The following is a 25,110-nucleotide window of genomic DNA, read 5'->3' on the forward strand; positions in this document are numbered from 1 at the left end:
GAGGGCGCCTCCAGCGTACTCTGGATGATCCTTCGAGACGCAGCTGTGCTGCTCCTCAGGATGAGGTCAGAGATTTTGGGAGAGAAGGCGTGAATGGTCGGGACTGATCCCGGATCGAGCCTGGGCCGGCCATGCCATGTGGGGACCGGAAGCGGCGTGCTCATCCCTGACTCTGCGCCCTGCCAAAACACGAAATGATCTAACGTAAGATAGGACTTGGGGTGCGCTGAAAATCAGGCTATGATGATCCAATATAACATATTCATGGAGTGTCTGCCATGGCCAGCAGTTATGAAATCTCGTCTCCCACCACGGTGGTGGGCACCTGGAGAACCCTGGCTGCCGACGACAGCGTGCTGGTCACCGCCGCGGGAGTGCTGAACGCCGATACCGGCATCGCTTCCACGGTATCCGGCAACCGGATCTGGAATCTCGGCACCATCGCGGCAACGAATATCGGCGTTCGGGTCGGCCTGAACGGCAGGGTCGAGAATGGCGGAACGATCACCGGCCGGGACCAAGCCGTCTGGCTCGGGGCCGATGCCTCGAGCGGCGGAAACTACCTGATCAATGACGGGACGATCGGCGATGCTACGACTGGTGTTGGTGTCGTGGTGTTTGGCAGCGCCGTGATCGTCAACCGGAGCACCATTCAGGGCAATACTCAGGCAATCAGCACCCAAGCAGGAAGTGTCTCGACGATCACGAACTTCGGAACGATCGAGAAGCTGGATCCAGCCATTTCAGGCAATGCGATCCGGAGTTCTTCCAATGTCACTCTCATCACCAACTACGGTACAATCAAGGGCGACATTAGCTTAGGTTCAGGTGCTGATATTTTTGATGGGCGCAACGGTGGGATTGTTGCCGGGACGATCAATCTTGGTGGCGGCAACGACACGGCTTACGGAGGCGCAGGCAACGACACGTTCATGGGCGGCGGCGGAGATGACTATCTTGACGGTGGCGCGGGGACCGACACAGCCCTCTTTGTGGCTAGCTCTGACATCACCGTAGACCTTCGCAGAACCGACGCACAGTCTACAGGCTCTGGCTTTGATACCTTGCGCGATATCGAGAACCTTAGCACCGTAGGCAATGAAGGGGGGAACGTTACCTTCATCGGCAGTGGCGGGGCCAACGATCTTCGGAGCGATCAGGGCAACGACACTCTCGACGGCGGCTCAGGCAGTGACACCCTGGATGGGGGCTTCGGAAATGATCGCCTGATAGGCGGCGACGGCTTCGACACGGTGTTGTTCACCACTGTCGAAGAGGGTGGCCAAGGTGTTTACGTCAACATGGCCAACCCGGCCGATCCCCTGAACATCGTTGCCACCGATACCATCACCGGTTATGGTGCCGACACCTACATCGGCATCGAGGCGCTGGTCGGCACCAAGTTCGCCGACCATTTCATCGGCGACGGCACCAAGACGGTGTTCACCGGCGGGGCGGGGAACGACACCATTGATGGCGGCGGCGGCGGCGATGTCGCCAAGTTCACCGGAGCCCGCAGCCAGTACGCGATCAGTGCGCCCGATGCGAACGGCTCCGTGACCGTCACCTACCTGCCGGGCGGCGGCGACGGGGCGGACACCATCAAGAACGTGCGTGTGCTGCAGTTCTCCGATCAGGCCGTTGCGCTCGTCAACGCTGCGCCCACGAACGTTGCCCTCTCCAAGACCGTACTGTCCGAGACGCTGCCGGTGCATGCCGTGGTGGCGACTCTCTCGTCCGTCGACGCGGATGGGGATGCGGTGAGCTATGCGCTCGCCAACGATGCCGGCGGCGCCTTCCGGCTCGAGGGCAACAACCTCGTGCTCAACCGCGCGCTCGACTACGACACCGGTCCGCACCAATACACGATCAGTGTCGAGGCCACGGACCAGTTCGGGGCGAAAACCAGCCAGAGCGTCACGCTCGATTTGACCAACGTGATCGAGACCAACCCGCTGGTGCTCATCGGCACGGCGGGCGCGGACGCGCTCATGGGCGAGAGCGGCAACGACCGGCTCACCGGCAATGCGGGCAAGGACGTGCTGACGGGGGGAGCGGGCCAGGACATCTTCGTGTTCGACCGGCTCGCCAAGACCAACACGGCGCATAAGCGGGCGGAGCTCGACACCATCACCGACTTCAACCCGGCCGACGACACGATCTGGCTGCAGAAGAGCGTGTTCAAGGGCGTCGCCAAGAAGGGTGTGCTGGCGAAGGCGGCGTTTTATGCCGGCACCAAGGCGCACGATGCCTCAGACCGCATCATCTACGACAAGAAGAAGGGTGCGCTCTGGTACGATGCGGACGGCACGGGTTGGAAGGCGGCGATTCAGATCGGCCAGCTGGAGAAGAACCTCAAGCTCACGGCGGCCGACTTCTTCGTCGTCTGACAACCTCCATCGTCACGGCCATCCACGTCTTGTCGACGGCGGCTCAAGGCGTGGGTGGCCGGAACTGATCCCCGGATCAAGTCCGCAGACGGCCATCCGCGGAGGGCCCGATCACTCCGCCGTCCAGGGATAGGTCCAGGTTTCCGTCAGGGCCTTGTTGCCGGCGCGCAGGAAGGCGCGAAGGTCCGTGGATTGGCCCGGCTCCAGCTTCACGTCAATGGCCGCTCGGAAGCCGTTCGTGTGAGTGTTGGGCATGATGAAGGTGTTGGTGATCTGCCCGGCCGACGTGGAGGGGACGATCTGCACCTGCTCGGGAGCGCCGAGGTAGTAAGCTAGGTTGCCGCCCGCGAAATCGATGATGAAGCGGCGATGCCCCTGATCGCTCGGCGCGTTCGATCCGCTGGCGCGGGGAGGGGTCTGGAAGGTGTTGATCACCTTGCCCCCCGTATGCATGGCGCCGATCGCCGACAGGGCCCGCAGGCGATAGGACAGCACGACCTCCTGCCCGGGCTCGAACGGCCGGTTCGGCTGCCAATAGGCCACGATGTTGTCGTGGGTCTCGTCCGGCGTCGGAAGCTCGACCAGCTCGACCCAGCCCTCGCCCCATTGCCCGATGGGCTCGACCCAGTAGCCGGGGCGCTGGTGGTAGTAGGCCTCGATATCCTGGTAGTTCTCGAACACCCGGTCGCGCTGCATCAGGCCGAAGCCGCGCGGGTTCTTGTCGCTGAAGGACGAGATCGTCTTGCGGGGCGGGTTGCGCAGGGGGCGCCAGATCCATTCGCCCGCGCCGGACTGGATGAGAAGCCCGTCCGAATCGTGGATCTCGAGGCGGTAATCGTCCGTCGGCTTCCGGTCGTTCTCGCCTTCGAAGAACATGGAGGTGAGGGGGGCGACGCCCACATTGGCGATCGGCTGGCGCGGGAACAGCGTGGCCGTCACGTCGAGGGTCGTTTCCTTGGACGGATAGACCTCGAACCGGTAGGCGCCGGCAACCGACGGGCTGTCGAGGAGGGCATAGATGATGGCCCGCTCGTCGTTGAGCTTGGGCATCTCGACCCAGAATTCGCGGAAATGCGGAAACTCCTCCGCTTCGCCGCCCTCCACGTTGATCGCGAGGCCGCGTGCCGAAAGGCCATATTTCTGATTGGCCCCGAGGAATCGGAAATAGCTCGCGCCCAGGAAGGCGATCAGCTCGTCGAAGACCTTGGGGTTGTTCAGAGGGTAATGGAGCCGGAAGCCGGCAAAGCCGAGATTGACGGGCAGCGGCCGCTCGATCTTGTTGCGGCCGTAATCGAACAGTTCCCGCTGGTAGGGGATCGGCGTCGGAACGCCGTCGCGGATGACGTTCACCGTCACGGGCTGCTGATAGAGGAAGCCGGGATGGAAGAGCTGCATCCGGAACGATCCGTTGCCGGTCCCGAGCAGGGCTTTGTCCGGGCGGAAGCGGATATCCCGGTAATCGTCGAAGCTGAGCCGGTTGAGAGGCTCCGGGAGCTGCACGTTCGGCGCCTCGTAGGGTACGGACGCAAGCTCACGGGCCCGGCGCACCACATCCTCGTAGCGGAAGGGATTGGGCGCCGGCACGCCGTTCTGCTGCTGCTGCGCCCAGCTCTGCCGGTTCAAGGCGGGCAGTGCGGTGGCTGCGAGCAGGCTTTGCAGGAGAATACGGCGGGACAGGTTCGTCATGGCTGCGGAACGTTCTCGTCTGAAAGAGCAAAGTGGCCGGAAGTCAGGCCTTTGAATATGGACCCGGATCGTCATCCGTGTACCTGTCCCGCTTAATGGGGGCTGAATGGTGATGCGGGCAAGACACAGGTCCCGGCAGGGTTAAAAAAATCCTCGGAGGGCCTCTAAAAGCTCTTGTGATCCCTGGCGAATATGCTTATCTCCCGCTTGCCCAATTTCGCACGTGCCTGTGGTCGCGTGCCGGTTGGTGGGCATCCGGACAAGAGGCCGGACAGCCGCCCGAGAGCGACCTAGCTCTCGATACCCCTAACCGGCAGCCGGAGGCGAAAACCGGCGCACCTCGTTCTCAACGGGGGACGCGACTTAAAGCAACGACGAACGGGCTTTTTTGGTCTCGTTGGCCCTCCAAAGGTCAGCACCGAAGAGGCTTGTTTATCATTGCCAGGCGTGCGGATGGAGTATCCCCATCCAATCCAAGGCAGCATCGTCGGGTGAAGAGCCCATCGCCGCTTCTCGTGTCTCCATCGCACGAAGCGGGATGTCGTCTTCCCTCGCTGACGCCGGACGGCAGGAGTTCCTGATCGTCTGAACTTCAATCCGGAGGCTTGAAGACCTCCATTGAACCTTTGGTGGGGAGAGCGCCATGACTCAGCGCATCCGTGAATTCCTGCGCAACCGACGTGAGGACGGCCCGTGCGTGGTCGTCGACCTCGAGGTCGTGCGCGACAACTATTCCAAGTTTGCCCGGGCGCTCCCCGACACGCGCGTGTTCTACGCCGTGAAGGCCAACCCGGAGCCGCAGGTGCTCAAGCTCCTGGCCGAGCTCGGCTCGTGCTTCGACACGGCGTCCGTGGTCGAGATCCAGCTCGCGCTGGATGCCGGCGCGACGCCCGAGCGCATCTCCTTCGGCAACACGATCAAGAAGGAGCGCGACATCGTGCGCGCCCTCGAGCTCGGCGTGCGCCTCTATGCGGTCGATTGCGAGGCCGAGGTCGAGAAGATTTCTCGCGCGGCTGCCACGGCCGGCGTCGACGTGACCGAGGTGAAGGTGTTCTGCCGCATCCTGTGTGACGGCGCCGGTGCCGAATGGCCGCTCTCCCGCAAGTTCGGCTGCGTGCCCGAGATGGCCGTGGACGTGCTGGAGCATGCCTATCGTCAGGGCCTGGAGGCTTACGGCGTGTCCTTCCACGTGGGCTCGCAGCAGCGCAACACGGAGGCCTGGGACCAGGCTCTCGGGTCTGCCTCGGCGATCTTCCGTGAATGCGCCCATCGCGGCATCCACCTGTCGATGGTCAACCTCGGCGGCGGCTTCCCAACGAAGTACCTGAAGACGGTTCCTCAGGTGGAAGCTTACGGCGAGTCGATCTTCCGGGCGCTGTCGAAGCACTTCGGCAACCGCATCCCGGAGACGATCATCGAGCCGGGCCGCGGCATGGTCGGCAACGCGGGCGTCATCGAGGCCGAGGTCGTTCTCGTCTCGAAGAAGAGCCGCGATGAGGAAGAGGTGCGCTGGGTCTATCTCGACATCGGCAAGTTCGGCGGCCTCGCCGAGACGATGGACGAGTCGATCCGCTACGCGATCCGCAGCGAGCGCGACGACGACCGCAAGGTCCCTTGCGTGCTCGCGGGTCCCACCTGCGACTCGGCCGACGTTCTCTACGAGAAGGAGCCTTATCCGCTCCCCGTCTCGCTGGAGATCGGCGACAAGGTGCTGATCGAGGGCACGGGCGCCTACACGACCACCTACTCGGCGGTCGCGTTCAACGGCTTCCCGCCTTTGAAATCTTACGTGATCTAACTCACGTCCCGCCTGTCTCGTCGAATGGGACAGGCACCAACTCCACCACAGTTGTCCCGGACGGCCGGCTTGAGTTCAAGCCGGTGCGAGGGCTGTCGCTCACCCCACGTGTCTTGGGAGGCCACGGCCATGATCACGATCCGCGAAGAAATTGTCCGCGATGTCGAGGCGCGCGAGGCGCTGCTCGATGCGTGCTTCGGACCCGCCCGGTTCCAGAAGACCTGCGAACGCCTGCGCGAGGGCAGGATGCCGGCCGACGGTCTGTCCCTGGTCATCGACCGGGACGGAGAGATCATCGGCACGGTGCGCCTGTGGCACGTCTCGGCCGGTCCGAACCGTCCGGCCCTGATGCTCGGACCCATCGCCATAGATCCGTCCGTGCAGAGCCTCGGGCTCGGCGGCAAGCTGATGCGCGCGGCGCTCGAGCGTGCGGCCGATCTCGGTCACAAGGCGGTGCTGCTCGTGGGCGATGCGCCCTATTACGAGCGCTTCGGCTTCTCGACGGACAAGACCGGCTCCCTCTGGCTGCCGGGTCCCTACGAGCGCAATCGTTTCCTGGCGCTCGAGCTGGAAGCAGGCGCGCTCGATGGAGCGCGGGGGCTCGTGGCCGCAACCGGTGCCTTCGAGCAGAAGCCCGATCTCGGTGCGCTCGTGGCCGCTGCCGCGCAGGGCGCGCTGGCGGGCCTTCGTCCGGCGCTCTGACGCCGCCTATCCCTCCGAGGGCTGCAAGCGCGCGGCCCTCGGATTGGGCAGCGCGAAGGTGATGGCGGCGGCCGCGATCATGTAGGCGGCAAAGCCCAGGCAGATCGCCTCGAGAGACACCCCGGCATCGAACAGGAGCCCGATAGCGCCCGGCGTCGCGGCCGAGGCCACGACCATGATCGCGCCCGCGAGCGCGCGGATCTTTCCAAGATGCGTCGTGCCGAACAGCTCGGCCAGAACAGCTGCAATCACCACGTTGGTGCAGCCGGACGTCAGGCCGATCAGGCCGAAGAACACGAGCGGCAGGTAGGGCGCATCGACGGTGGCCAGCGTGAGGGATGCGGCCGTCATGCCGGCGAGGTAGAAGTGACTGAGACGCACGGCGCCGAAACGGTCGATGAAGCTGCCCGCGCCCATGGCGACCGCGACCGAGACCAGCGCGAAGAGCGTGATGCTGCTCGCCAGAAGCTCCAGGGACCAGCCCTTCGCGTCGGCAATGAATCGCTGATGGAAGAAGTACGCGGTCATGATGGCCGGATAACCGATCATGGTGGGGATCAGCGCAAGAAAGCGGCCGTCGCGCAGAATGTTCCTCCAGCGCGGTCCCGCATCGTTCAAGGTTCGTGTGCGCGCGGTATCATCGGAGCCGGCGGCCTTTTGCTTCAGAAGAATGCCGAGCAGCCAGCCGAGGCAGAGCGCAAAGACAATGACGAGCGCGACGATGCGCCAGGCGCCCGTCCATCCGAAGACCGCGATCAGCGCGATGGCGATTGCCGGCAGGGTCGCTTCTCCCGCCGGAAAGCCGAGTGCCGCCACGCCCAAGGCCCGGCCGCGAATGCCCTCATGCAGGCGGGCCGTGCTCATCACGCCCGCATGGCTGAGCATTCCCTGGCCGAAGAGGCGCAGGGCGAAGAGGCTGAGGCCCAGCACCAGGAGGTTGGGCGCAAACGACAGGCCGAGGGCCGCCACCATGAGGCCAAGCATGGCCGTGGTGGCATAGAGCCGGACGTCGACCCGGTCGATGACGCTGCCGACCCAGATCATCAGCAGTCCCGAGGACAGCGTCGCCACCGAGTAGATGGAGCCGAAGGCGCCGTGCGTCAAGCCGAAATCCTCGCGGATGTCCGGCCCCGACAGGGAGATGAAGAAGGTCTGTCCGAAGGAGGACAGGAAGGTCAGCGCGAAGCCGAGGCCGATGATGCGCCAGTGTTGCCTGACAAGTTCGTGAAATTTCATCGGTCTGAGCCGGCTGAGAGAGGAATAGCCTGTGATCATGCAGCCTTGTTGCACGATGTCGAGGGCGAAATAAGCATGGCAGGGCTGCCGTCGTCATCCAGCCTTTGCCATCCGCAGGGAAATTGCCCTTCGGACCTTACGAGGAGCTACAGCCATTGACCCCGAGGGCTCCTCAATCCTAGATGCGCCCGGAACCGTTCAAACCGGAGACATCTCGTCCTATTCCAGGACGCCGCAGAGGAGAAATATCGATGACCACTTGGCCCATCCACGGCCGCATCACCGGCCCGATTGTCATGATCGGCTTCGGTTCGATCGGTAAAGGCATGTTGCCCCTGATCGAACGGCATTTCGAGTTCGACAAGAACCGCTTCACGGTCATCGATCCCGTCGATGCCGACCGCAGCATGCTCGACGTGCGTGGCGTCACACTGGTCAACAAGGCGCTCACACCCGAGAACTACCGCGAGATCCTGACGCCGCTGCTGACCGAAGGTGGTGGACAGGGCTTCTGCGTGAATGTCTCGGTGGACACGTCGTCCCGAGCCATCATGGAACTCTGCCGCGAACTCGGCGCCCTCTACATCGACACCGTGGCCGAGCCCTGGGCCGGCTTCTACTTCGACAAGAGCGCCGGAGCGGCGGACCGCACCAATTACATGCTGCGCGAGAACATCCTCGACGCGCGCCGCCAGTCGCCCGGCGGTCCCACGGCGGTGAATTGCTGCGGCGCCAATCCCGGCATGGTGTCCTGGTTCGTGAAGCAGGCGCTGCTCGATATCGCCAAGGATACGGGCCTCGACGTCGACGAGCCGAAGACCCGCGAGGAATGGGCCGCGCTCATGCAGCGCGTCGGCGTGAAGGGCATCCACATCGCTGAGCGCGACACGCAGCGCGCCGAGCATCCCAAGCCCATGGGCGTGTTCGTGAACACCTGGTCCGTGGACGGCTTCGTGTCCGAGGGCCTGCAGCCGGCGGAACTCGGCTGGGGCACGCACGAGACGTGGATGCCGGACAACGCCCATACGCACGACAAGGGCTGCGGCGCGGCGATCTACCTGCTCCAGCCCGGCGCGAATACCCGCGTGCGCAGCTGGTGCCCGACGCCCGGTCCGCAATACGGCTTCCTGGTGACGCACAATGAGGCGATCTCGATTGCCGATTACTTCACCGTGCGCGACGGCGACAAAGTCGCCTACCGTCCGACCTGCCACTACGCCTATCATCCGGCCAATGACGCCGTGCTGTCGATGCACGAGATGTTCGGCGCTGCCGGCAAGTTCCAGGGCAAGCAGCACATCCTCACCGAAGATGAGATCGTCGATGGCATCGACGAGCTCGGTGTGCTGCTCTACGGCCACGGTAAGAACGCCTATTGGTACGGTTCGCAGCTGTCCATCGAGGAAACCCGCAAGCTTGCGCCCTACCAGAACGCCACCGGCCTTCAGGTGACCTCCGCGGTGCTCGCCGGCATGGTGTGGGCGCTGGAGAATCCAAATGAGGGCATTGTGGAGGCCGACGACATCGACTTCCGCCGCTGCCTCGAGGTGCAACTGCCTTATCTCGGCCCGGTGAAGGGCTATTATACCGATTGGACGCCGCTCGACGATCGTCCCGGCTTCTTCCCGGAGGACATCGACACCTCCGATCCGTGGCAGTTCCGGAACATCCTGGTGCGCTGACCGATACGTCGTGCCCGGGCTCAGCCCGGGCACGACCCATGGAGTGAGCCGGCATGCCTCATTTCGAGGAATTCTACGCCAACAAGTTCCGGGGCGGCCTCGGCGTCACGGACGCCGAGAGCGTGCTCGACCTGCGGGGCGTCTCGCGTGAAAAGGCGGAGGCGTCGATCCAGGACATGCTGGAGCGCAGCCGCTTCGCCGCGCCAAAAGCGGTCGCCATCCGCCTCGATCCGCCGCCGGAAGGCGGCGGCGAGACGCTGTTCCAGCCGGTCGGCAAGGCTCTGCTCGACGCCAAGAAGCGCGGCTGGATCGACCGGCTGCAGACCCTTCCGGCCCAGGATGGTCTGGGGTTCTACGTGGCGCTCGCCGGAAAGCCGGAGCGTGTGGGGTAATCGGGTTGGTTCAAACCGAACCTCATCCTGAGGAACAGCCACAGGCTGCGTCTCGAAGGATGCTTCAGTGCGCTCTGGACGCTCCTTCGAGATGGCCGCTCTGCGACCTCCCCAGGATGAGGTGAGAGTGTGTTGAGACGACCAAGTCATGCTCTCGCTGTGTGATGTGGCCGCCGCAAGCTGCGCACGAAACCCGCCAGCAGAAGAACGCAACCCCAGGCCATGACGAAGCCAATCGCACTCGAAAGAACGCCTTCCTCGGTGACCGGCAGGGCCGGCTCGAAGTCGCGATAGACCGCTTCCATCACGTCCTGGTCGCCGTCGCGCACCATCAGGGCGATGCGGGCAAAGGGACCCGCCTGCATCATGGCTCCGCGATGAGCCTCCAGGCGGTTCAGGCGCTCCACATTGGCCTGCATGGCCGCGCCTTGTCGTGTGACGAAAGAGTCCGTGTTGGAGCGCAGCCGGGTGATGGCGCTGTCCAGCGTCTCGCCGCTCGCCCGGGCATCCGCATCGAAGCGTGCGATCACGCGCTGCAACTCGTCGATGGCGCCCCCGAGGCGCTGACGGTATTGCTGCGCGAATTCAGGTCCCTGCGAGGCGACGATGCCGCCGCACAAGCCCATTCCGAAAGCGACGATGCGGACGATCCTGGACAAGCTTGACCTCCCCGCATCGTGCGGACCCGTAGGGCCACGTTAGTGAAAAGTGGGATCCGGTTTTCCGCTCCACACGATGCGTCACTGAAGAAAAGGCATCGAATGGATCCCAAAAGTGCATCCCAATTCTGGGTCCGATGCCTAAGGATCAAGAGCTTCGATGATATCTTGTTCCATGACGTCGTCGAGAGGCTTGGCGATTTTGAGCGCCCTGGTCTTCCGGCCGGGCTCCATCACCAGGATCACGGTCTCGATCCCGGGGCAGCCGGGATCGTTGCAGGCGATTTCGTTGACCGCGAAGGCGGTGTCCGGCGCGGCCTTGAGAGCCGCGCGGGCAAGGTCCTTGACCCGGTCGACGGCCTGCTTGTCGGGTTTCGGCAGGCCGAACGTGCCTCTCAGGAAAGCGCCGAACAGGGCCACGGGCGACCTCACGGCAGGGTCAGGACGCCAGCCTGGCCGTCCTCGCAGCCGAAGGCGAGGCGCTTGCCGCCCTTGTCCCAGGCCATGGCCGTGATGCCGCTGTCCTTGACGGCCGGGCGGACGAGAAGCTCCGAGGCGTCGTTGAGGCGGATGAGCAGGATGCAGCCGTCCTCGTAGCCCACCGCGAGCACGAGGGTATTCGGATGGAAGGCCACGCGGCTCACCTTGGCCGGACGCACGCCGCATTCCCGCGGGGCCTTGCCCATGGGGCCTTCCTTCGATTCGAAGGGCCAGATGATGGCCGCCTCGGCCCCGGAGGTGGCAAGCCACTTGCCGTCGCCCGACCAGGAGAAGGAGCGCGTCTTCGACGGGTAGCCGCTCATGCGCATATGCCCCTTGTCGGGGATGAGCCGCCAGCCGTGAAGGGCGTTCTCCTGCATGGACGTCACCACGAACCGGGCATCGGGCGACCAGGTAATGTCGAGATGGGAGCCTTTCCATTCCAGGGGTTCAGGCTTGGCTTCCACGTTGGGAAACCAGAGCGTCGCGCCGTTGTAATGGGAAATCGCCAGCCGGTAGCCCTTGGGCGCGAAGGCGAGGCCGCGGGCCGCCGAGGGGACCTCGAGAACTTTCTCCCGGCCCTTGTCGTCGCGGGCGATCACGCGCTTGCCGACCCCGTAAGCGAAAGCGCCGCCGGCATTGACGGCGAGCGAATCGATCCAGGCCCCCTTGGCCTCTGCCAGAGTCTTCGTGGAGCCGTCGGAGCCCGTGACGGCGACGCGGCCGTCGTCGCCGCCGGTGACGAAACGCTCGCCATCGCTTGCTGCGATCAGCACGCCCGCATCCGGATGCGCTTCGACGCGGTGGCTCTCGCCGTCCTTGGCAAGCAGAACGCCGCCGTCGCCGAGCGCGAAGGCGGCCGTGGCTTTCAGCCAGCCGATCCCGGTGACATGCGCGCCAGCCGCGAGAGGCGTGACGTTCTGGGTCAGGGACGGGGCGGTTCCAGTACTCATCGAGGCGATTCCTTCATGGGCGCTGCCATATAGCATCGGACCCGCAAGGGGGCACCACTTGCGGGGCGCGATTTCGCAGCCGTCAGGCCGCGCAGGCCAGGAATCCTTCCTTGATCGCCTTTTCGTTCAGGTCGCGGCCGATGAAGACCACCTTCGAGGTGTGCTTCTCGCCGGGCTTCCACTCGCCCTGCACGTCGCCGTCGAGGATCATATGGACGCCTTGGAAGACGAAGCGCTTCGGCTCGTTCGGGAAGGCCACGATGCCCTTGCAGCGCAGGATGTTCGGCCCCTCGACCTGGGTGAGGTTCGAGATCCACGGCATGAACTTTTCCGGATCCACTTCGCCGTCGATGGCGACGGAGACGGACTGCATCTCCTCGTCGTGGTGATGGTGGTGGCCTTCCTCCAGGAAGTCCGGCTCGATCTCGATGATCCGGTCCAGGTCGAAGGCCTTGCGGTCGAGCACCTCGGAGATCGGGATGGCGCAGTTCTGGGTGCGGTGGACCTTGGCGTAGGGGTTGATGGCGCGGATGCGTGCCTCGACCTCTTCCAGTTCACCCGCGGATACGAGATCGATCTTGTTGAGGATGATCACGTCCGCGAAGGCGATCTGGTTTTTTGCTTCCGGCGCATCCTTCAGCCGGTCGGACAGCCACTTGGCGTCGGCGACCGTCACCACCGCGTCGAGGCGGGCGGTGTCGGACACGTCCTGGTCCATAAAGAAGGTCTGGGCCACAGGGGCGGGGTCGGCGAGGCCCGTGGTCTCGACGATGATGGCGTCGAACTTGCCCTTGCGCTTCATCAGGCCGTCGAGAATGCGGATCAGGTCGCCGCGCACGGTGCAGCAGATGCAGCCGTTGTTCATCTCGAACACTTCCTCGTCGGCGCCGACGACGAGCTCGTTGTCGATGCCGATCTCGCCGAACTCGTTGACGATCACGGCATATTTCTTGCCGTGCTGCTCGGTGAGGATGCGGTTGAGGAGGGTGGTCTTGCCGGCGCCGAGATAGCCTGTGAGGACGGTGACGGGAATCTTGTCGGTCATCGGAGCTTCCAGAAAAATTGGTGTCATCCCCGGCGGCCTGTCTGGCAGGCCGGGAAGTGGATCCAGGCGCAGGTGGGCACCTTACCTGGATTCCCTTCCCTCGCTGCGCTCGCCGGGAATGACACCAAGCGCCGCAGCGATCAGGGTTTTCAGCTCGACAGAGCCGCGCTGAAAGCCCTTATATTGTGTCTCATCATATCAATGTAAGTGGCAGCGGGGCCGTTCTCGTCCGAGAGCGCGTCGGAATAGACCCGCTCTCCGATGCGAGCGCCGGTTTCCTTGGCGATCCGCTCCATCAGCCGGGCGTCGGAGACATTCTCCACAAAGACCGCGGTGATCCTCTCGCGCTTGATCTGCTGGATGATCCTGGCCACGTCCTTGGCGGAGGCTTCCGATTCCGTCGAGACGCCCTGGGGGGAGACGAAGTCGATGCCGTAGGCCGCCTCGAAATAGCGGAAGGCGTCGTGGGAGGTGATCAGCTTGCGGCGTTCAGGCGGGATCTTGGCGATAAGGGCCTTCACCTCCGCGTCCAGCGCGTCGAGCTGTGCGAGATAGGCGGTGGCATTGGCCTCGTAGGTGGCCCTGCCGCCAGAGTCGGCGGCGATCAGGGCGTCACGGATATTGGCCACATAGATCTTCGCGTTGCCGATGCTCTGCCAGGCATGGGGATCCGCGCCGCCATGGCCGTGATCGTGTCCGGTCTCATGGCCGTCGTCCTCGCTCGCAAGAGCCTTGACGCCCTTGGCGGCCTCGACCTTCACGGCTTTCGTGCCGGAGGATTTCACGAGGCGGTCGATCCAGCCCTCGAATTTCAACCCGTTGGTGAAGACGATCTTCGCCTCGGACAGGCGCCGGCCGTCGGCGGGCGTCGGGGAATAGACATGCGCGTCCCCGTTCGGGCCCACGAGGGTCGTCACATCGATGCGCTCGACGCCCACCTGGCGCACCATGTCGCCGAGGATCGAAAAGGTCGCGACCACCTTCAGCCGGTCGGCTGTCTGCGCCGCCGCCGGAAACGACGATGCAGCAAGGGCGAGGCATCCTGCCAGAAGGGAGAAGGCCGCTCTTCGCGTCAGCATGAATCTTGATCCTTGTGAGAGGAGGTCAGGCTTCCAGATGCCGGCCGGGCCATGCGAGCCACAGCAGGCCACCCTCGCGCCCGAACACGAGGGAGATCACGTAGACGGCGCCGGCCGACAGGATGATCGCCGGTCCTGCGGGCAGTTCCGCATGGAAGGAGAGCAGGAGGCCGCTCCATCCGGACAGGATGCCAATGAGAACCGAGACCAGCATCATCATGGTGATGTCGCTGGTCCAGAAGCGCGAGGCGGCGGCGGGCAGCATCATCATGCCGACCGCGAGCAGCGTTCCCAGCGCATGGAAGCCGCCGACGAGGTTCATCACAACTAGACCGAGGAAGATCAGGTGCGTCGGCGTGCCGGCACGGCTCACGGAGCGCAGGAAGATCGGATCCACGCATTCGAGCACGAGCGGCCGGTAGAGCACCGCGAGCGCCATGACGGTGATGGTCGAGATGGAGGCGAGCAGCAGCAGCGTGCTGTCGTCGAGCGCCAGAACGGTGCCGAACAGCACGTGCAGCAGGTCCACGTTCGAGCCGCGCAGCGACACGATGGTGACGCCGAGCGCAAGGGACAGGAGGTAGAAGGCCGCCAGCGACGCATCCTCCTTCAGGGAGGTGAAGCGGGAGACGAGGCCCGCCGCGACCGCGACGATGACGCCCGCGAACAATCCACCGATGGTCATGGCGGGAAGCGACAGTCCGGCCACGAGATAGCCCACGGCCGCGCCGGGAAGGATCGCATGGGCCATGGCGTCGCCGGTCAGGCTCATGCGGCGCAGCATCAGGAAGACGCCCACGGGCCCGCCGCCGAGCGAGATCGCGATCACGCCCACGAGGGCACGCTGCATGAACTCGAACTCGGCAAACGGCGTGTAGAACAGGTCGAGCATGGACAGGCCCCTCACGCGACGTTGCGGTGGCAGACATCCGCGTGCGGATCGTAGGCCTCGACCATGCGCCGGGCCTTCAGGAGGTTCTCCGGGCTCAAGACCTCGACCGTCTCGCCCCAGGCCACCGGCTCGCGGGCGATCAGCAGGGTCTGCGGGAAGGCGCGCCTGACCATGTCGAGGTCGTGCAGCACGGCGATCACGGTGCGGGATTCCGTATGCCAGCGGCGCACCAGATCGAGCAGGTCGGCGGTCGTCTTGGCGTCGATGGCCGTGAACGGCTCGTCGAGCAGGATCACGGGGGCGTCCTGGAGGAGAAGGCGCGCGAAGAGCGCCCGTTGCATCTGCCCGCCCGACAGGGTCGAGATCGGGCGGCGCTCGAAGCCGGTCAGACCTACGGCCGCCAGAGCCTCGTCGATCCTGGCGCGGTCCTGCCGGGAGATGCCGCCGAACAGGCCGGAGCGGGACCACAGGCCCATGGCGACCAGATCGTAGACGGACAGCGGAAAGGACCGGTCGATCTCGGCCGCCTGGGGCAGATAGGCGATGCCGCGCGAGGCATGGCACCGGATTTGGCCTTCGAGAGGCTTGAGAGTGCCGACGATGCCCTTGAGCAGGGTGGACTTGCCGGCCCCGTTGGGCCCGACCACGGCCATCAGGCAGCCGGCCTGAATCTCCCCGTCCAGGTGATGCACGGCGGGCCTGCGGCCGTAGCCGAGGGTCACTTCATCGAAACGGATGGCTGGCGGTGCTGCGGACATGCGCTACCCCATCACACGGAGGACCAGCACCCATAACACCGCCAGCGCGACGGCGGTCCCGGCCAGGCGCTGCCCGACCGAGAGGCGCAGGAGCGAAAAGGTCGGGGCGGCGGCAACCGCCCGATGCTCGTGGGCGTGATGATGGTGGTGATGGCCATGCGTCATGGCCCCTACATAGACCGGTCCGGCGGCCATTTCCAGGGGGCGTATAGTATTTTATACGCCCCCATCAACCATATGGTTTATATAGGGATCTGTCAGAACGCCGGGTGGTACTGATAGAGCCAGGTCTCGCTCAGGACTTCGTTCTCGTTGCGCAGGTAGCAGCGCATCTCGACGGGCTCGGTTCCGGTCACGGTCAGGTCGAACTGGGTGCGCCAGTGGCCGGGCACGTTGTTGGGAACGGCCTCGGTGAGGATATTCGAGAACTCGCCCCGGGAGGCGGTCAGCACGGGTCTGGGGATCACGCCGTTCGGCAGCTTGGTCAGGGGCTCGCCGAGGAACTCCACCATGAACTTGCGAACGCCCTTCGGCCGGACGGTGCCGGCCTGCCCGCCATTGCCGAGGCGGGTGGCGACCACGCGGGCGCGCGGAGTCGGGTAGGGTTCCTCAGCGGACCAGTACATCTTGTAGCGAAGCTCGATGGCTTGGCCTGCGCGCACGGGCTCCGCCGGCACCCACATGGTCACGATGTTGTCGTGGATCTCGTCATCCGTGGGAATCTCGACGAGTTGGATAGAGCCCCGGCCCCAGGTGCCCTGCGGCTCGATCCAGAGAGACGGGCGGCGGTCGTAATAGACGCCGTCGAGGTAATGGTCGAAGTTCCGGTCGCGCTGGAGCAGGCCGAACCCCTTGGGGTTCTCGTCCCCGAAGGCCGACGTGATGATGCGCGGCGGGTTGTTGAGCGGGCGCCAGATCCGCTCGCCGGTGCCGGTCCACATGGCGAGCCCGTCCGAGTCGTGGATCTCCGGGCGCCAGTCGATGGCGGTGGTCTTCGACTTCTCCGAATACCAGTACATGGAGGTCAGGGGTGCGAGGCCGAGGCGGGCCACGTCCTGGCGCATGAAGACGGCCGCATCGATGTCCATGATGACGGCGGCCGCCCGCTGCATGATGAAGCGATAGGCGCCGGCCACGCTCGGCCCATCGAGCAGGGCATAGACCGTGACCGTATCCTGGCCCGGCTGCGGGGTCTCGAAATAGACATGGGTGAAATCGGGGAATTCCTCGTTCTTCCCGAAAACGGCCACGTCCACGGCCAGGCCGCGGGCCGAGAGGCCGTACTGGTAGAGTTCGCCGATGGCGCGGAAATAGGAGGCGCCGAGGAAGGCCACCCAGTCGTTCTTCCTCCAGTCGAGCTTGCCGTTGCGGGCCTCCTGGAAGCGGAAGCCGGCGAAGCCCGAATTGTCCGGCAGCTTCCGGGCCGGCGAATCCGCCGGCATGTCGAAGTAATCGCTGTCGTAGATAATCTCGCGCTGCTGTCCGCCCTCGACCACGTGCATGCGCACCGGCTTCTGGAAGAAGCGACCCAGATGGAAGAAGGTGACGGGGAACTCGCTCGGGCCATTGGCCCAGAGCGCCAAGTCGGTCTTGAACCGGATCTTGCCGTGGGCATCGTAATCGATCTGGGCCAGCACCTCGGGTGAGGGGCTTTGCGGCGCCACATAGGGCGAGCGCGCCATGTCCTGCGCCCGCTTCTTCAGATCGTCGAACGAGAAGGGGGAGGGGATCCCCATCTTCAGGCCCTGCTGGGCCAGGGCTGCCCCTGAAAAGCCCTGCGCAGCGAGGGCGGCCGTGGCGGTTGCAGTTTGGAGAAAGCGGCGGCGATTGATCATGGATGAGCGCATGTGTCTGTGGAAGGACGCAGCCCTACCGACCAAGGTGGCAGGATTAAGTCCCTCTTAGCCTCTTGAGAAATCTTCGTCAGCGGTCAATGTTGCCCCACACACAGGCACAGCGACAGCCGAGCCTTCAACTTAGGGAGTACGCCATGTATCGAACAGTTATGCGCCGCGTCGTCGGCGCAGCGGCCGCCATTGCGCTTGCGGGAGCCAGCGTTCCGGCCCAGGCCCAGGATTTCATCAACATCCTGACCGGCGGCACCTCGGGCGTCTATTATCCCATGGGCGTCGCTCTCTCCAAGGTCTTCACCGAGAAGGTCCAGGGCTCGCGCCCGTCGGTCCAGGCCACGAAGGCTTCGGTGGAAAACCTCACCCTGCTGCAGCAGGGCAAGGGCGAGATCGGCTTCACCCTCGGCGACAGCCTCGCCATGGGCTGGGCAGGTGACGAGGAGGCTGGGTTCAAGAGCAAGCTCGACAAGCTGCGCGGCATCACGGCCATCTACCCGAACTATATCCAGATCGTCGCGACGCAGGAATCCGGCATCAAGTCGCTCGCGGACCTGAAGGGCAAGCGCCTTTCGGTCGGCGCGCCGAAATCCGGCACCGAGCTCAATGCCCGGGCGATCCTCCAGGGCGCGGGCCTGACCTACAAGGATCTCGGCAAGGTCGAATACCTGCCGTTCGGCGAATCGGTCGAGCTGATGAAGAACCGCCAGCTCGATGCGACCCTGCAATCGGCAGGCCTCGGCGTCTCGTCGATCCGCGACCTGTCCACGTCTGTGCCGATCGTCGTGGTGGAGATCCCGGCCGCCGTCGTGGAAAAGGTCGGCTCGCCCTACATCAAGGCCACGATCCCGGCCAACACCTATGGCGGCCAGACCGCTCCCGTCGAGACGGCCGCCGTCGTGAACTATCTGGTCACCCATTCGGGCGTGAAGGACGAGACCGTCTACCAGATGACCAAGGCGATCTACGAGAGCCTGCCCGAGCTCGCCGCTGCCCATGCGGCCGCCAAGGACATCAAGCTCGAGAGCGCACTCGCCGGCATGCCCGTGCCGATGCACCCGGGCGCGCAACGCTATTTCGACGAGAAGGGCGTGAAGAAATAAGGCCTTTAGGGCGCTCTTTCATTGACAATCAGGCCGGGGCGGGTGAACTGCTCCGGCTTTTTTCATGCCAAGAAATTTCAGCCCAAGGGAGAGACCACGCCATGAGTCAGGGTGTGAACGCATCTGAGGTCGCAACGCTTGAGGCGCCATCGGCGCCCATGGCGAACCCGGAGCACGGTCTCCCGGAGAATTTCGGCGCAGGTTTTCTCGGCAAGCTTCTGTTCTCGATCGCGGTGGCCTTCTCGACCTTCCAGATCATCACCGCCTTCGGCATTCCTCTCGACAGGCCATTCGTCGCCAACATCACGCTGATCACTCTCATCGGCGCGGCCTTCGTGGCCTGGGCCGGCTGGCTGGTCTTCCTTCGCCTCAAAGGCGAGAGTGTCGTCAACGGGGCGCTGGCCCTGATCGCGCTCGCCGTCACCTACGGGCTCATCCTCAAGTTTCCGGGCGGCCTGCCGAGCCAGGTGGTGCGCGCGATCCATGTGGGGTTCCTGAGCCTCGTCGCGGGCGCCATGCTGGCCAATCACAAGGCGCGCAGCCCCGCCACCGTGGCGATCGGATGGCTCGTCGGCCTCGCTGGCTTCGGCATCGGCCTCTATCACTGGGGGCTCTACGAAGAACTCCTGGTCCGCGCCGGCGAACTCACGCAGGGCGACATGATCGTGGGCATCGCGGCCATCGCAATCCTGCTTTACCTCGTCTGGCGCGTCATGGGGCCGGCGCTGCCCATCGTGGCGGGCCTGTTCCTCGCCTATTGCCTGTTCGGCAATTACTTGCCGGCGCCCTTCGACCATCGCGGCTATTCCCTGGAGCAGGTGATCGAGCACATGTCCTTCGGGACGGAGGGGCTCTACGCCACGCCGACCCTGGTCTCGGCCACCTACATCTTCCTGTTCATCCTGTTCGGCGCCTTCCTCGAGCGCGCCGGCATGATCCAGCTCTTCACCGACGTTGCCATGGGCCTGTTCGGCAGCGCCAAAGGCGGGCCGGCGAAGGTCGCGGTCTTTTCCTCAGCATTGATGGGGACGATCTCCGGATCGGGAGTCGCGAACGTGGTTTCGACTGGGCAGTTCACCATTCCGCTCATGAAGCGCTTCGGCTACCGCTCCGAATTCGCCGGCGGTGTCGAGGCGACGGCCTCGATGGGCGGGCAGATCATGCCGCCGGTCATGGGCGCGGTCGCCTTCATCATGGCCGAGACCATCGACGTGCCTTACGTCGAGATCGTCAAGGCCGCGATCATCCCGGCGATCCTCTATTACGCCTCCGCGTTCCTGGCCGTGCACCTCGAAGCCGGCAAGTCCGGGCTGATGGGCCTCTCGCGAGCGGAACTGCCGAGCGCCGCACGGGCTCTCAAGGAGAAGTGGCACCTCATCCTGCCGCTCGCCGTTCTCGTCTATCTGCTGTTTTCCGGCTATACGCCGCTGTTCGCCGGCTCCATTGGCCTGGCGCTCACGGTGGTGTTGATTCTGGCCGGCTCCTTCGCGTTCGGCATCCTGAACCAGACCGCCCGCATCATCTTCTGGGTCGGCCTCGGCCTGATCGCTGGCACCTTCCTATGGGTCGGCGTCACCCTCGTTCTGGCTCTGGTGGCCGTCCTGGTCCTCGCGAGCGTTTTCGTCCGCGGCGGACGCGAGACCCTGGAGGCTTGCCGCGATGCGCTCGCCGACGGCGCCCGCCAGGCCCTTCCCGTGGGTCTCGCCTGCGCGGTCGTGGGCATCGTGATCGGCACGATGACGCTCACCGGCATCGGCACGATCTTCGGCAACTGGGTCGTGTCCATCGGAAAGGACTCGCTCATCGCATCGCTGGTCCTGACGATGATCGTCAGCCTGATCCTCGGCATGGGCATCCCGACGATCCCGAACTATATCATCACCTCGTCGCTGGCCGCCCCGGCCCTGCTGACGCTGGGCGTCCCGCTCATCGTCTCGCATATGTTCGTGTTCTACTTCGGCATCATGGCCGACCTGACGCCGCCGGTGGCGCTCGCGGCCTTTGCCGCGGCACCCATCGCCAAGGCGTCTGGCTTCCGGATCGGCTTCGCGGCCCTGCGGATCGCGCTGCCCGGTTTCGTCATTCCCTATATGGCGGTCTACGATCCGGCGCTCATGATGCAGCCGGTCCCCGGCCTGTCGGGTGCCGCCTTCTGGGCGAATGTCGCCTACATGGTGGTGAAGGCGGGCTTGGCCGTCCTGCTCTGGGGCGCTGCCTCCGTGGGGTATCTCGGCACCAGGATGCCCTGGTGGGAGCGGCTTGCCGCGGCGGTGGCGGCGGCCTTCCTGGTCCTTGCGCTGCCGGCGACCGACGAGATCGGCTTCGCCCTGGCGGTGCTGGTCCTGGGCTTCCACATCTGGCGGTCCCGCCGGGGCGCCGCACCCGCTGTCAGCCGTTGATCTGCCTTCTCGCCGGCTCCAAGATTGCGCCTCTGATGGCGGGCGCGATCACCCTCGCCTGGACGCATTCGGTCGAAAAGATCACCTGGGAGGAGGATTGGCGCTCGACGCCGGCGGGCCTTGAGCTCGTCGAGGCGCGGATACGCGGCTCCGGCGCCGGCATGGAGCCGCCGCCGGAGGCCAGGTTCGCCAATGGTGTCTGGGCGTGGAAACCGAGCCTGCCGCCGCAGGCGCAGGTGATCATGCGCCGCTCGGGTGCAACGGCGGATTGGCGGATCTGCATCGCGGGGCAATGCCGCCCGATGGAGGCCTACGTTCCGCCCGCGGCCGATCCGATCACGATGAAGGTGTGCGAGGAGCCTTAAGCCCGCCCGGTCAGCGGCTCGGCGGCGACGCAGCGGCGCCAGAGATGGACGAGGGCGTAGATGGCGAACAGGCCGAACAGGACCATGAGTGCATAACCGACGTGGTCGCCGAGTTCGAACAGGCCCGCGATGGCCCAGCCGGCGGCGATCGTGACGCCGAAAACCTCCGCGCCGACCAGAACCATGATGCTCACGATGGTGGTCACGTTGCGCCAGTTGGTGCTTTTCGCCTGAGCCACTTCTGCCAAACTCCATTTTCTGCAAAGGGACTACCCTAAACGCCCCCTCGGGTGCAAGTTCTCCCCGAATCTCATTCCGTTGCGCCTCACATTCAAGAGATCATGTCCGAGACACCTGTCTTCTCGACCGCCGCCGTCGCGGCCCCACACAGCCTCGCCGCCGAGACCGGCCAGACCATCCTCGCCGCAGGGGGCAATGCCATTGAGGCCATGGTGGCCATGGCGGCCACCGTTGCGGTGGTCTATCCGCACATGAACGGCATCGGCGGCGATGGGTTCTGGCTCGTGCGCGAGCCCAAGGGCCGCATTCATGCCCTCGATGCCTCTGGGCCGGCCGGCTCGCTCGCCACCCTCAAACGCTACCGGGAGAAGGGCTATGACGCCATCCCGCCGCGCGGGCCGAATTCGGCACTCACCGTGGCCGGAGCGGTCAGCGGCTGGGGGCTGGCCCTGGAGCTTTCCAAAGCGCTCGGCGGGCAGTTGCCGCTCGATCTGCTGCTCGGAGATGCCATTCGCCATGCCCGCGACGGATACCCGGTCTCCCGCTCCGAAGAGCGGTTCGTGACAAGCGAGGAAGCCGCCCTCTATGAGGTTCCCGGTTTTGCCGACGCCTTTCTGGTCGACGGCAAGCGAGCGCCGCAGGGAACGCAGAGGCGGACGCCGCGCCTCGCCGACACCCTGGAACAGCTCGCCCATGCGGGCCTAGCCGATTTCTACCGCGGCGATGTGGGGCGGGAGATCGCCCTCGACCTGGAGCGGATCGGCAGCCCCATCGCACGCCGTGACCTGGAGACCTATCGCGCCCGCGTCGTGGAACCCCTGTCTGTCAGGCTGCAGAACTCCACCGTCTACAATCTGCCGCCGCCGAGCCAGGGACTGGCCACCCTGCTGATCCTTGGCATGGTCGAGCGCCTCAAGGGGCTTCGGGCCGAGACGCCGGAGCATCATCATGCCCTCATCGAGGCTGCGAAGCGCGCCTTCTCCCTCCGTGATCGGGTGGTCGCGGACCCTCGCAACCTGGCCCACGACCCGGCCTCCTTCCTGACGCCCCAGGCGCTGGAGAGGGAAGCCGCCCTCATCGACATGAGGCGGGCCGCCTCCTTTCCGCTGCCGCGTCCCATCGACGGCGACACGATCTGGATGGGAGCCATCGACCGCGACGGGCTCGCCGTGTCCTACATCCAATCCGTGTTCTGGGCCTATGGCTCCGGCTGCCTGCTCCCGGCGACGGGGGTCCTCTGGCACAATCGCGGCACGGCCTTCTCGCTCGATCCTGCGAGCCGCAACCGGCTGGAGCCCGGCCACCGGCCGCTCCATTCCCTCAATCCGGCCATGGCCGTGTTCGACGATGGGCGGGTGCTGTCCTTCGGGGCGATGGGTGGCGAGACCCAGCCTCAGTTCCTCAGCCAGATCTTTTCGCGCTACGCCGGGGCCGGCATGGGATTGGCGGACGCCGTGGAGGCGCCGCGCTGGCTGCTCGATGCACGGCCCCGCGAGCGCGAGGCCGTGCTGAAGGTGGAGAGCCATTTCGATCCCGGCCTGATCCGCGGCCTCTCGCGGCTCGGCCATGGCATCGATGAGATGGACGAGGCCTATTCCGGACGCTTCGGCCATGCGGGCATGCTGGTGAAGCATCCCCGCAATGGCCGCGTCGAGGCGGTGCACGATCCGCGTTCGGACGGCGGATCGCTCGGCCTCTAACCCGCCCACAGGCCGTGGAGGAGGCTTACGCCCAGGACCAGCACGAAGGCGGCGGCCAGGAGCTCGAGGCCCGCGATGGCGATGGCTCCCGAGGCTCCCCGCCCGCCGGCGACCCGCAGGGCCATGGCCTTGAAGAAGACCGCGAGCGCCGCGATGGCCCCGGTGGTCAGCGCCGTACCGAGCGCCATGGCGAAGGTCGCCGCGATGCCGGCCGCGAAGAGGCCCTGCGACAGAGCGAAGACCAGGACGATGAGGGCACCCGCGCAGGGCCGGATGCCGGCGGCGATCGCTACGCCGGCCATGTCGCGCCAGCGGGTCAGGCGGCTGAGCTCCTGCGGAGGCGGCATGTGGACGTGGTCGCAATCCTCCTGCACGGGGGCATAGGGGTTGCGGCCGAGCGCCATGACGCCCAGCACCTTGCCGGCCTTGCGCCAGGTGATGACGGCGCCGAGCAGGGCCACGGCAATGAAGCTTGCCACCTCGACGTTCATGGCGAGCTTGTTCATGGTGGAGGCGGTCGCCCGCAGCGCGAGGTTCACGATGGACACGATGCCGATGGCAACCAGCGCCTGCACGAGGGCGGCGGCCAGGCTCAGGGCGAAACCCTTCCGCAAGGCCTTGTCGTCAGCCACGAGATAGGCCGAGATCACGCCCTTGCCGTGTCCCGGACCCGCCGCATGGAAGACCCCATAGGCGAAGCCGACGAGCAGGAGGGAGGAGAGGGCGGAGCCGTCCTCCTTCATGGCGCGGACGCCGGCTTGCAGGCTGCCGTAGAATCCGGATTGCACGGACAGGATCCAGGCGCCGATGCTGCCCGATGGGGTCGCCTCCCGCAGGCCCATGCCGAAGGGATTGCGTGGTGGCGGCTTGCCGACCGGGCCGAGCCACAGGCCGATCAGCCCCATAGCGAGGGCGACAGTCGCGACAGCCGCGAGCATCACGCCGACCCGTCGCGCGAGCGGCATCCGGCCCGGGCGCGAAAGGGCAGGGGCGTCGGACGTCAGGGACATGCGACGATGGCCCTGTTGGAATATTCGATTCCGATGTCCTGAGGCTGGATGGCCCCCTCGTTCTGCAGGATCTGCTGCATGCTGGCATCGAGCGGCTTTGCCTTGGCGATGCTCGTCACGCAGCCCTGGGGGGCATTGGCGAGCGAAATGGCCGCCTGGCCCTCGGACAGGCTGAAATAGACGAAGAAGGTCGGATCCTCGATCTCGATGGACACAGCTCCCGAGGGCGCTGCAGGGGTCTTGAGTGGCAGGAAGAACGACATGGCGACCTGGTTCTTCTCCATGCTCATCCGAGCCTCGCGCGGCTGGTCGAAGCCTTGCTGCTTCCCACGGGCCTTGAGCACGGTGAAATAGTCGAACTCGTTCAGGGAGCCGGCATTCTCGTCCGCCAGTTCCTGAAGCTCTTCCGGCGTCAACTTGCCGTCGTTGTCCTTGTCGAGCCCCTGGGTGACATAAGCCGTATAGGCCTCGTCGAAGGTCCAGTGATGGCGCACGCCCGTCACCTTGCCGTCGGGTGCGAAGATGATCTCCGCCTTGGCCGTCACCCACACATGGGGATGCGCCAGGGCTGGCGAGGCCAGGCCCATGCTCAAGGCCGCCAGGGCCGATATCAGTCCGAGATGGCGTGTCATGCGTCGACCCTGAAATGGCGATGTCCGGCCGAGGCCGGGACCTTGGAAGCGATATGGGGGTT

The 25,110-nt window shown here is 65.3% G+C and carries 23 protein-coding genes; 9 read left to right on the forward strand and 14 right to left on the reverse strand.

The features are described 5' to 3' along the window. The first annotated feature begins 278 nt into the window (after nucleotides 1-278). The gene (locus tag OC446_RS21535; protein WP_262031066.1) at nucleotides 279-2,390 is read left to right on the forward strand and encodes a calcium-binding protein; all 2,112 of its coding nucleotides are present in this window, start codon (nucleotides 279-281) and stop codon (nucleotides 2,388-2,390) included. Nucleotides 2,391-2,501: 111 nt separating this feature from the next. Here the strand turns inward: OC446_RS21535 and OC446_RS21540 are convergent, their stop codons facing one another. Next, complete coding sequence (locus tag OC446_RS21540) at nucleotides 2,502-4,076, reverse strand: glucan biosynthesis protein (protein ID WP_262031067.1); 1,575 nt, start codon at nucleotides 4,074-4,076, stop codon at nucleotides 2,502-2,504. 643 nt (nucleotides 4,077-4,719) lie between these two features. Between OC446_RS21540 and OC446_RS21545 the strand changes: the two genes are divergently transcribed. After that, nucleotides 4,720-5,874 (forward strand): type III PLP-dependent enzyme, encoded by a 1,155-nt coding sequence (locus tag OC446_RS21545; RefSeq protein ID WP_262031068.1) that lies wholly within the window; start codon nucleotides 4,720-4,722, stop codon nucleotides 5,872-5,874. 129 nt (nucleotides 5,875-6,003) lie between these two features. Next, the gene (locus OC446_RS21550; protein WP_262031069.1) at nucleotides 6,004-6,576 is read left to right on the forward strand and encodes a GNAT family N-acetyltransferase; all 573 of its coding nucleotides are present in this window, start codon (nucleotides 6,004-6,006) and stop codon (nucleotides 6,574-6,576) included. A 6-nt stretch (nucleotides 6,577-6,582) separates the two neighbouring features. On the opposite strand, the gene OC446_RS21555 is transcribed toward OC446_RS21550, so the two are convergent. Further along, a complete protein-coding gene (locus OC446_RS21555) occupies nucleotides 6,583-7,812 on the reverse strand; it encodes an MFS transporter (RefSeq protein ID WP_262031070.1) in 1,230 nt (409 codons plus the stop codon). Between the two features lie 251 nt (nucleotides 7,813-8,063). Here OC446_RS21555 and OC446_RS21560 point away from each other — a divergent pair, with 251 nt between their 5' ends. Together OC446_RS21560 and OC446_RS21565 are read left to right on the forward strand one after the other, a co-directional pair. Further along, nucleotides 8,064-9,494 (forward strand): homospermidine synthase, encoded by a 1,431-nt coding sequence (locus OC446_RS21560; protein WP_262031071.1) that lies wholly within the window; start codon nucleotides 8,064-8,066, stop codon nucleotides 9,492-9,494. Between the two features lie 53 nt (nucleotides 9,495-9,547). Beyond that, nucleotides 9,548-9,886, forward strand: a complete 339-nt coding sequence (locus OC446_RS21565; protein ID WP_262031072.1) for a hypothetical protein — start codon at nucleotides 9,548-9,550, stop codon at nucleotides 9,884-9,886. A 146-nt stretch (nucleotides 9,887-10,032) separates the two neighbouring features. Here OC446_RS21565 and OC446_RS21570 read toward each other — a convergent pair whose 3' ends face one another. From OC446_RS21570 to OC446_RS21610, 9 genes are all read right to left on the reverse strand, one after another. Continuing rightward, on the reverse strand, nucleotides 10,033-10,545 hold the full coding sequence (locus tag OC446_RS21570) for a DUF2937 family protein (protein ID WP_262031073.1): 513 nt from the start codon (nucleotides 10,543-10,545) through the stop codon (nucleotides 10,033-10,035). A 141-nt stretch (nucleotides 10,546-10,686) separates the two neighbouring features. Then, nucleotides 10,687-10,965, reverse strand: a complete 279-nt coding sequence (locus OC446_RS21575) for a hypothetical protein (RefSeq protein ID WP_262031074.1) — start codon at nucleotides 10,963-10,965, stop codon at nucleotides 10,687-10,689. 8 nt (nucleotides 10,966-10,973) lie between these two features. Beyond that, nucleotides 10,974-11,978 carry a WD40 repeat domain-containing protein gene (locus OC446_RS21580; protein WP_262031075.1) on the reverse strand — a complete coding sequence of 335 codons (1,005 nt, stop codon included), beginning with the start codon at nucleotides 11,976-11,978 and terminating at the stop codon, nucleotides 10,974-10,976. Nucleotides 11,979-12,060: 82 nt separating this feature from the next. Further along, entirely contained in the window at nucleotides 12,061-13,023 is a 963-nt protein-coding gene (locus tag OC446_RS21585) for a CobW family GTP-binding protein (RefSeq protein WP_009763343.1), read from the reverse strand. 149 nt (nucleotides 13,024-13,172) lie between these two features. Further along, nucleotides 13,173-14,102: a metal ABC transporter substrate-binding protein gene (locus OC446_RS21590; RefSeq protein ID WP_262031076.1), complete on the reverse strand. Its 930-nt coding sequence runs from the start codon at nucleotides 14,100-14,102 to the stop codon at nucleotides 13,173-13,175. A 25-nt stretch (nucleotides 14,103-14,127) separates the two neighbouring features. Beyond that, nucleotides 14,128-14,994 carry a zinc ABC transporter permease AztB gene (aztB, locus tag OC446_RS21595; RefSeq protein WP_262031077.1) on the reverse strand — a complete coding sequence of 289 codons (867 nt, stop codon included), beginning with the start codon at nucleotides 14,992-14,994 and terminating at the stop codon, nucleotides 14,128-14,130. 11 nt (nucleotides 14,995-15,005) lie between these two features. Beyond that, nucleotides 15,006-15,752: a zinc ABC transporter ATP-binding protein AztA gene (gene aztA, locus OC446_RS21600; protein ID WP_262031078.1), complete on the reverse strand. Its 747-nt coding sequence runs from the start codon at nucleotides 15,750-15,752 to the stop codon at nucleotides 15,006-15,008. A 3-nt stretch (nucleotides 15,753-15,755) separates the two neighbouring features. Continuing rightward, on the reverse strand, nucleotides 15,756-15,917 hold the full coding sequence (locus OC446_RS21605; RefSeq protein ID WP_262031079.1) for a hypothetical protein: 162 nt from the start codon (nucleotides 15,915-15,917) through the stop codon (nucleotides 15,756-15,758). 92 nt (nucleotides 15,918-16,009) lie between these two features. Continuing rightward, nucleotides 16,010-17,587, reverse strand: a complete 1,578-nt coding sequence (locus OC446_RS21610) for a glucan biosynthesis protein (RefSeq protein WP_262031080.1) — start codon at nucleotides 17,585-17,587, stop codon at nucleotides 16,010-16,012. A 155-nt stretch (nucleotides 17,588-17,742) separates the two neighbouring features. Between OC446_RS21610 and OC446_RS21615 the strand changes: the two genes are divergently transcribed. The 3 genes from OC446_RS21615 to OC446_RS21625 all read left to right on the forward strand — a co-directional run bounded on the left by OC446_RS21615 (nucleotide 17,743) and on the right by OC446_RS21625 (nucleotide 21,466). Continuing rightward, nucleotides 17,743-18,702, forward strand: a complete 960-nt coding sequence (locus OC446_RS21615; RefSeq protein ID WP_410055109.1) for a TAXI family TRAP transporter solute-binding subunit — start codon at nucleotides 17,743-17,745, stop codon at nucleotides 18,700-18,702. A 101-nt stretch (nucleotides 18,703-18,803) separates the two neighbouring features. Continuing rightward, nucleotides 18,804-21,101 (forward strand): TRAP transporter permease, encoded by a 2,298-nt coding sequence (locus OC446_RS21620; protein WP_262031081.1) that lies wholly within the window; start codon nucleotides 18,804-18,806, stop codon nucleotides 21,099-21,101. Between the two features lie 35 nt (nucleotides 21,102-21,136). Next, nucleotides 21,137-21,466 (forward strand): DUF1850 domain-containing protein, encoded by a 330-nt coding sequence (locus OC446_RS21625; RefSeq protein WP_262031082.1) that lies wholly within the window; start codon nucleotides 21,137-21,139, stop codon nucleotides 21,464-21,466. Here OC446_RS21625 and OC446_RS21630 read toward each other — a convergent pair. Continuing rightward, the gene (locus tag OC446_RS21630) at nucleotides 21,463-21,651 is read right to left on the reverse strand and encodes a hypothetical protein (RefSeq protein WP_262031093.1); all 189 of its coding nucleotides are present in this window, start codon (nucleotides 21,649-21,651) and stop codon (nucleotides 21,463-21,465) included. The two genes, OC446_RS21625 and OC446_RS21630, sit on opposite strands and share 4 nt — an antisense overlap. A gap of 156 nt (nucleotides 21,652-21,807) precedes the next feature. On the opposite strand from OC446_RS21630, the gene OC446_RS21635 reads away from it, so the two are divergent. Continuing rightward, nucleotides 21,808-23,406, forward strand: a complete 1,599-nt coding sequence (locus OC446_RS21635; RefSeq protein WP_262031083.1) for a gamma-glutamyltransferase family protein — start codon at nucleotides 21,808-21,810, stop codon at nucleotides 23,404-23,406. Here the strand turns inward: OC446_RS21635 and OC446_RS21640 are convergent. Next, nucleotides 23,403-24,416, reverse strand: coding sequence for a nickel/cobalt transporter (locus OC446_RS21640; protein WP_262031084.1), 1,014 nt, complete (start codon nucleotides 24,414-24,416; stop codon nucleotides 23,403-23,405). The two genes, OC446_RS21635 and OC446_RS21640, sit on opposite strands and share 4 nt — an antisense overlap. Continuing rightward, the gene (locus tag OC446_RS21645; protein WP_262031085.1) at nucleotides 24,407-25,048 is read right to left on the reverse strand and encodes a DUF1007 family protein; all 642 of its coding nucleotides are present in this window, start codon (nucleotides 25,046-25,048) and stop codon (nucleotides 24,407-24,409) included. Before OC446_RS21645 ends, OC446_RS21640 begins: the two co-directional genes overlap by 10 nt. Between the last annotated feature and the right edge of the window lie 62 nt (nucleotides 25,049-25,110).

This window comes from Microvirga sp. Mcv34 (assembly GCF_024519725.1).
In the GTDB taxonomy this organism is placed as follows: Bacteria; Pseudomonadota; Alphaproteobacteria; order Rhizobiales; family Beijerinckiaceae; genus Microvirga.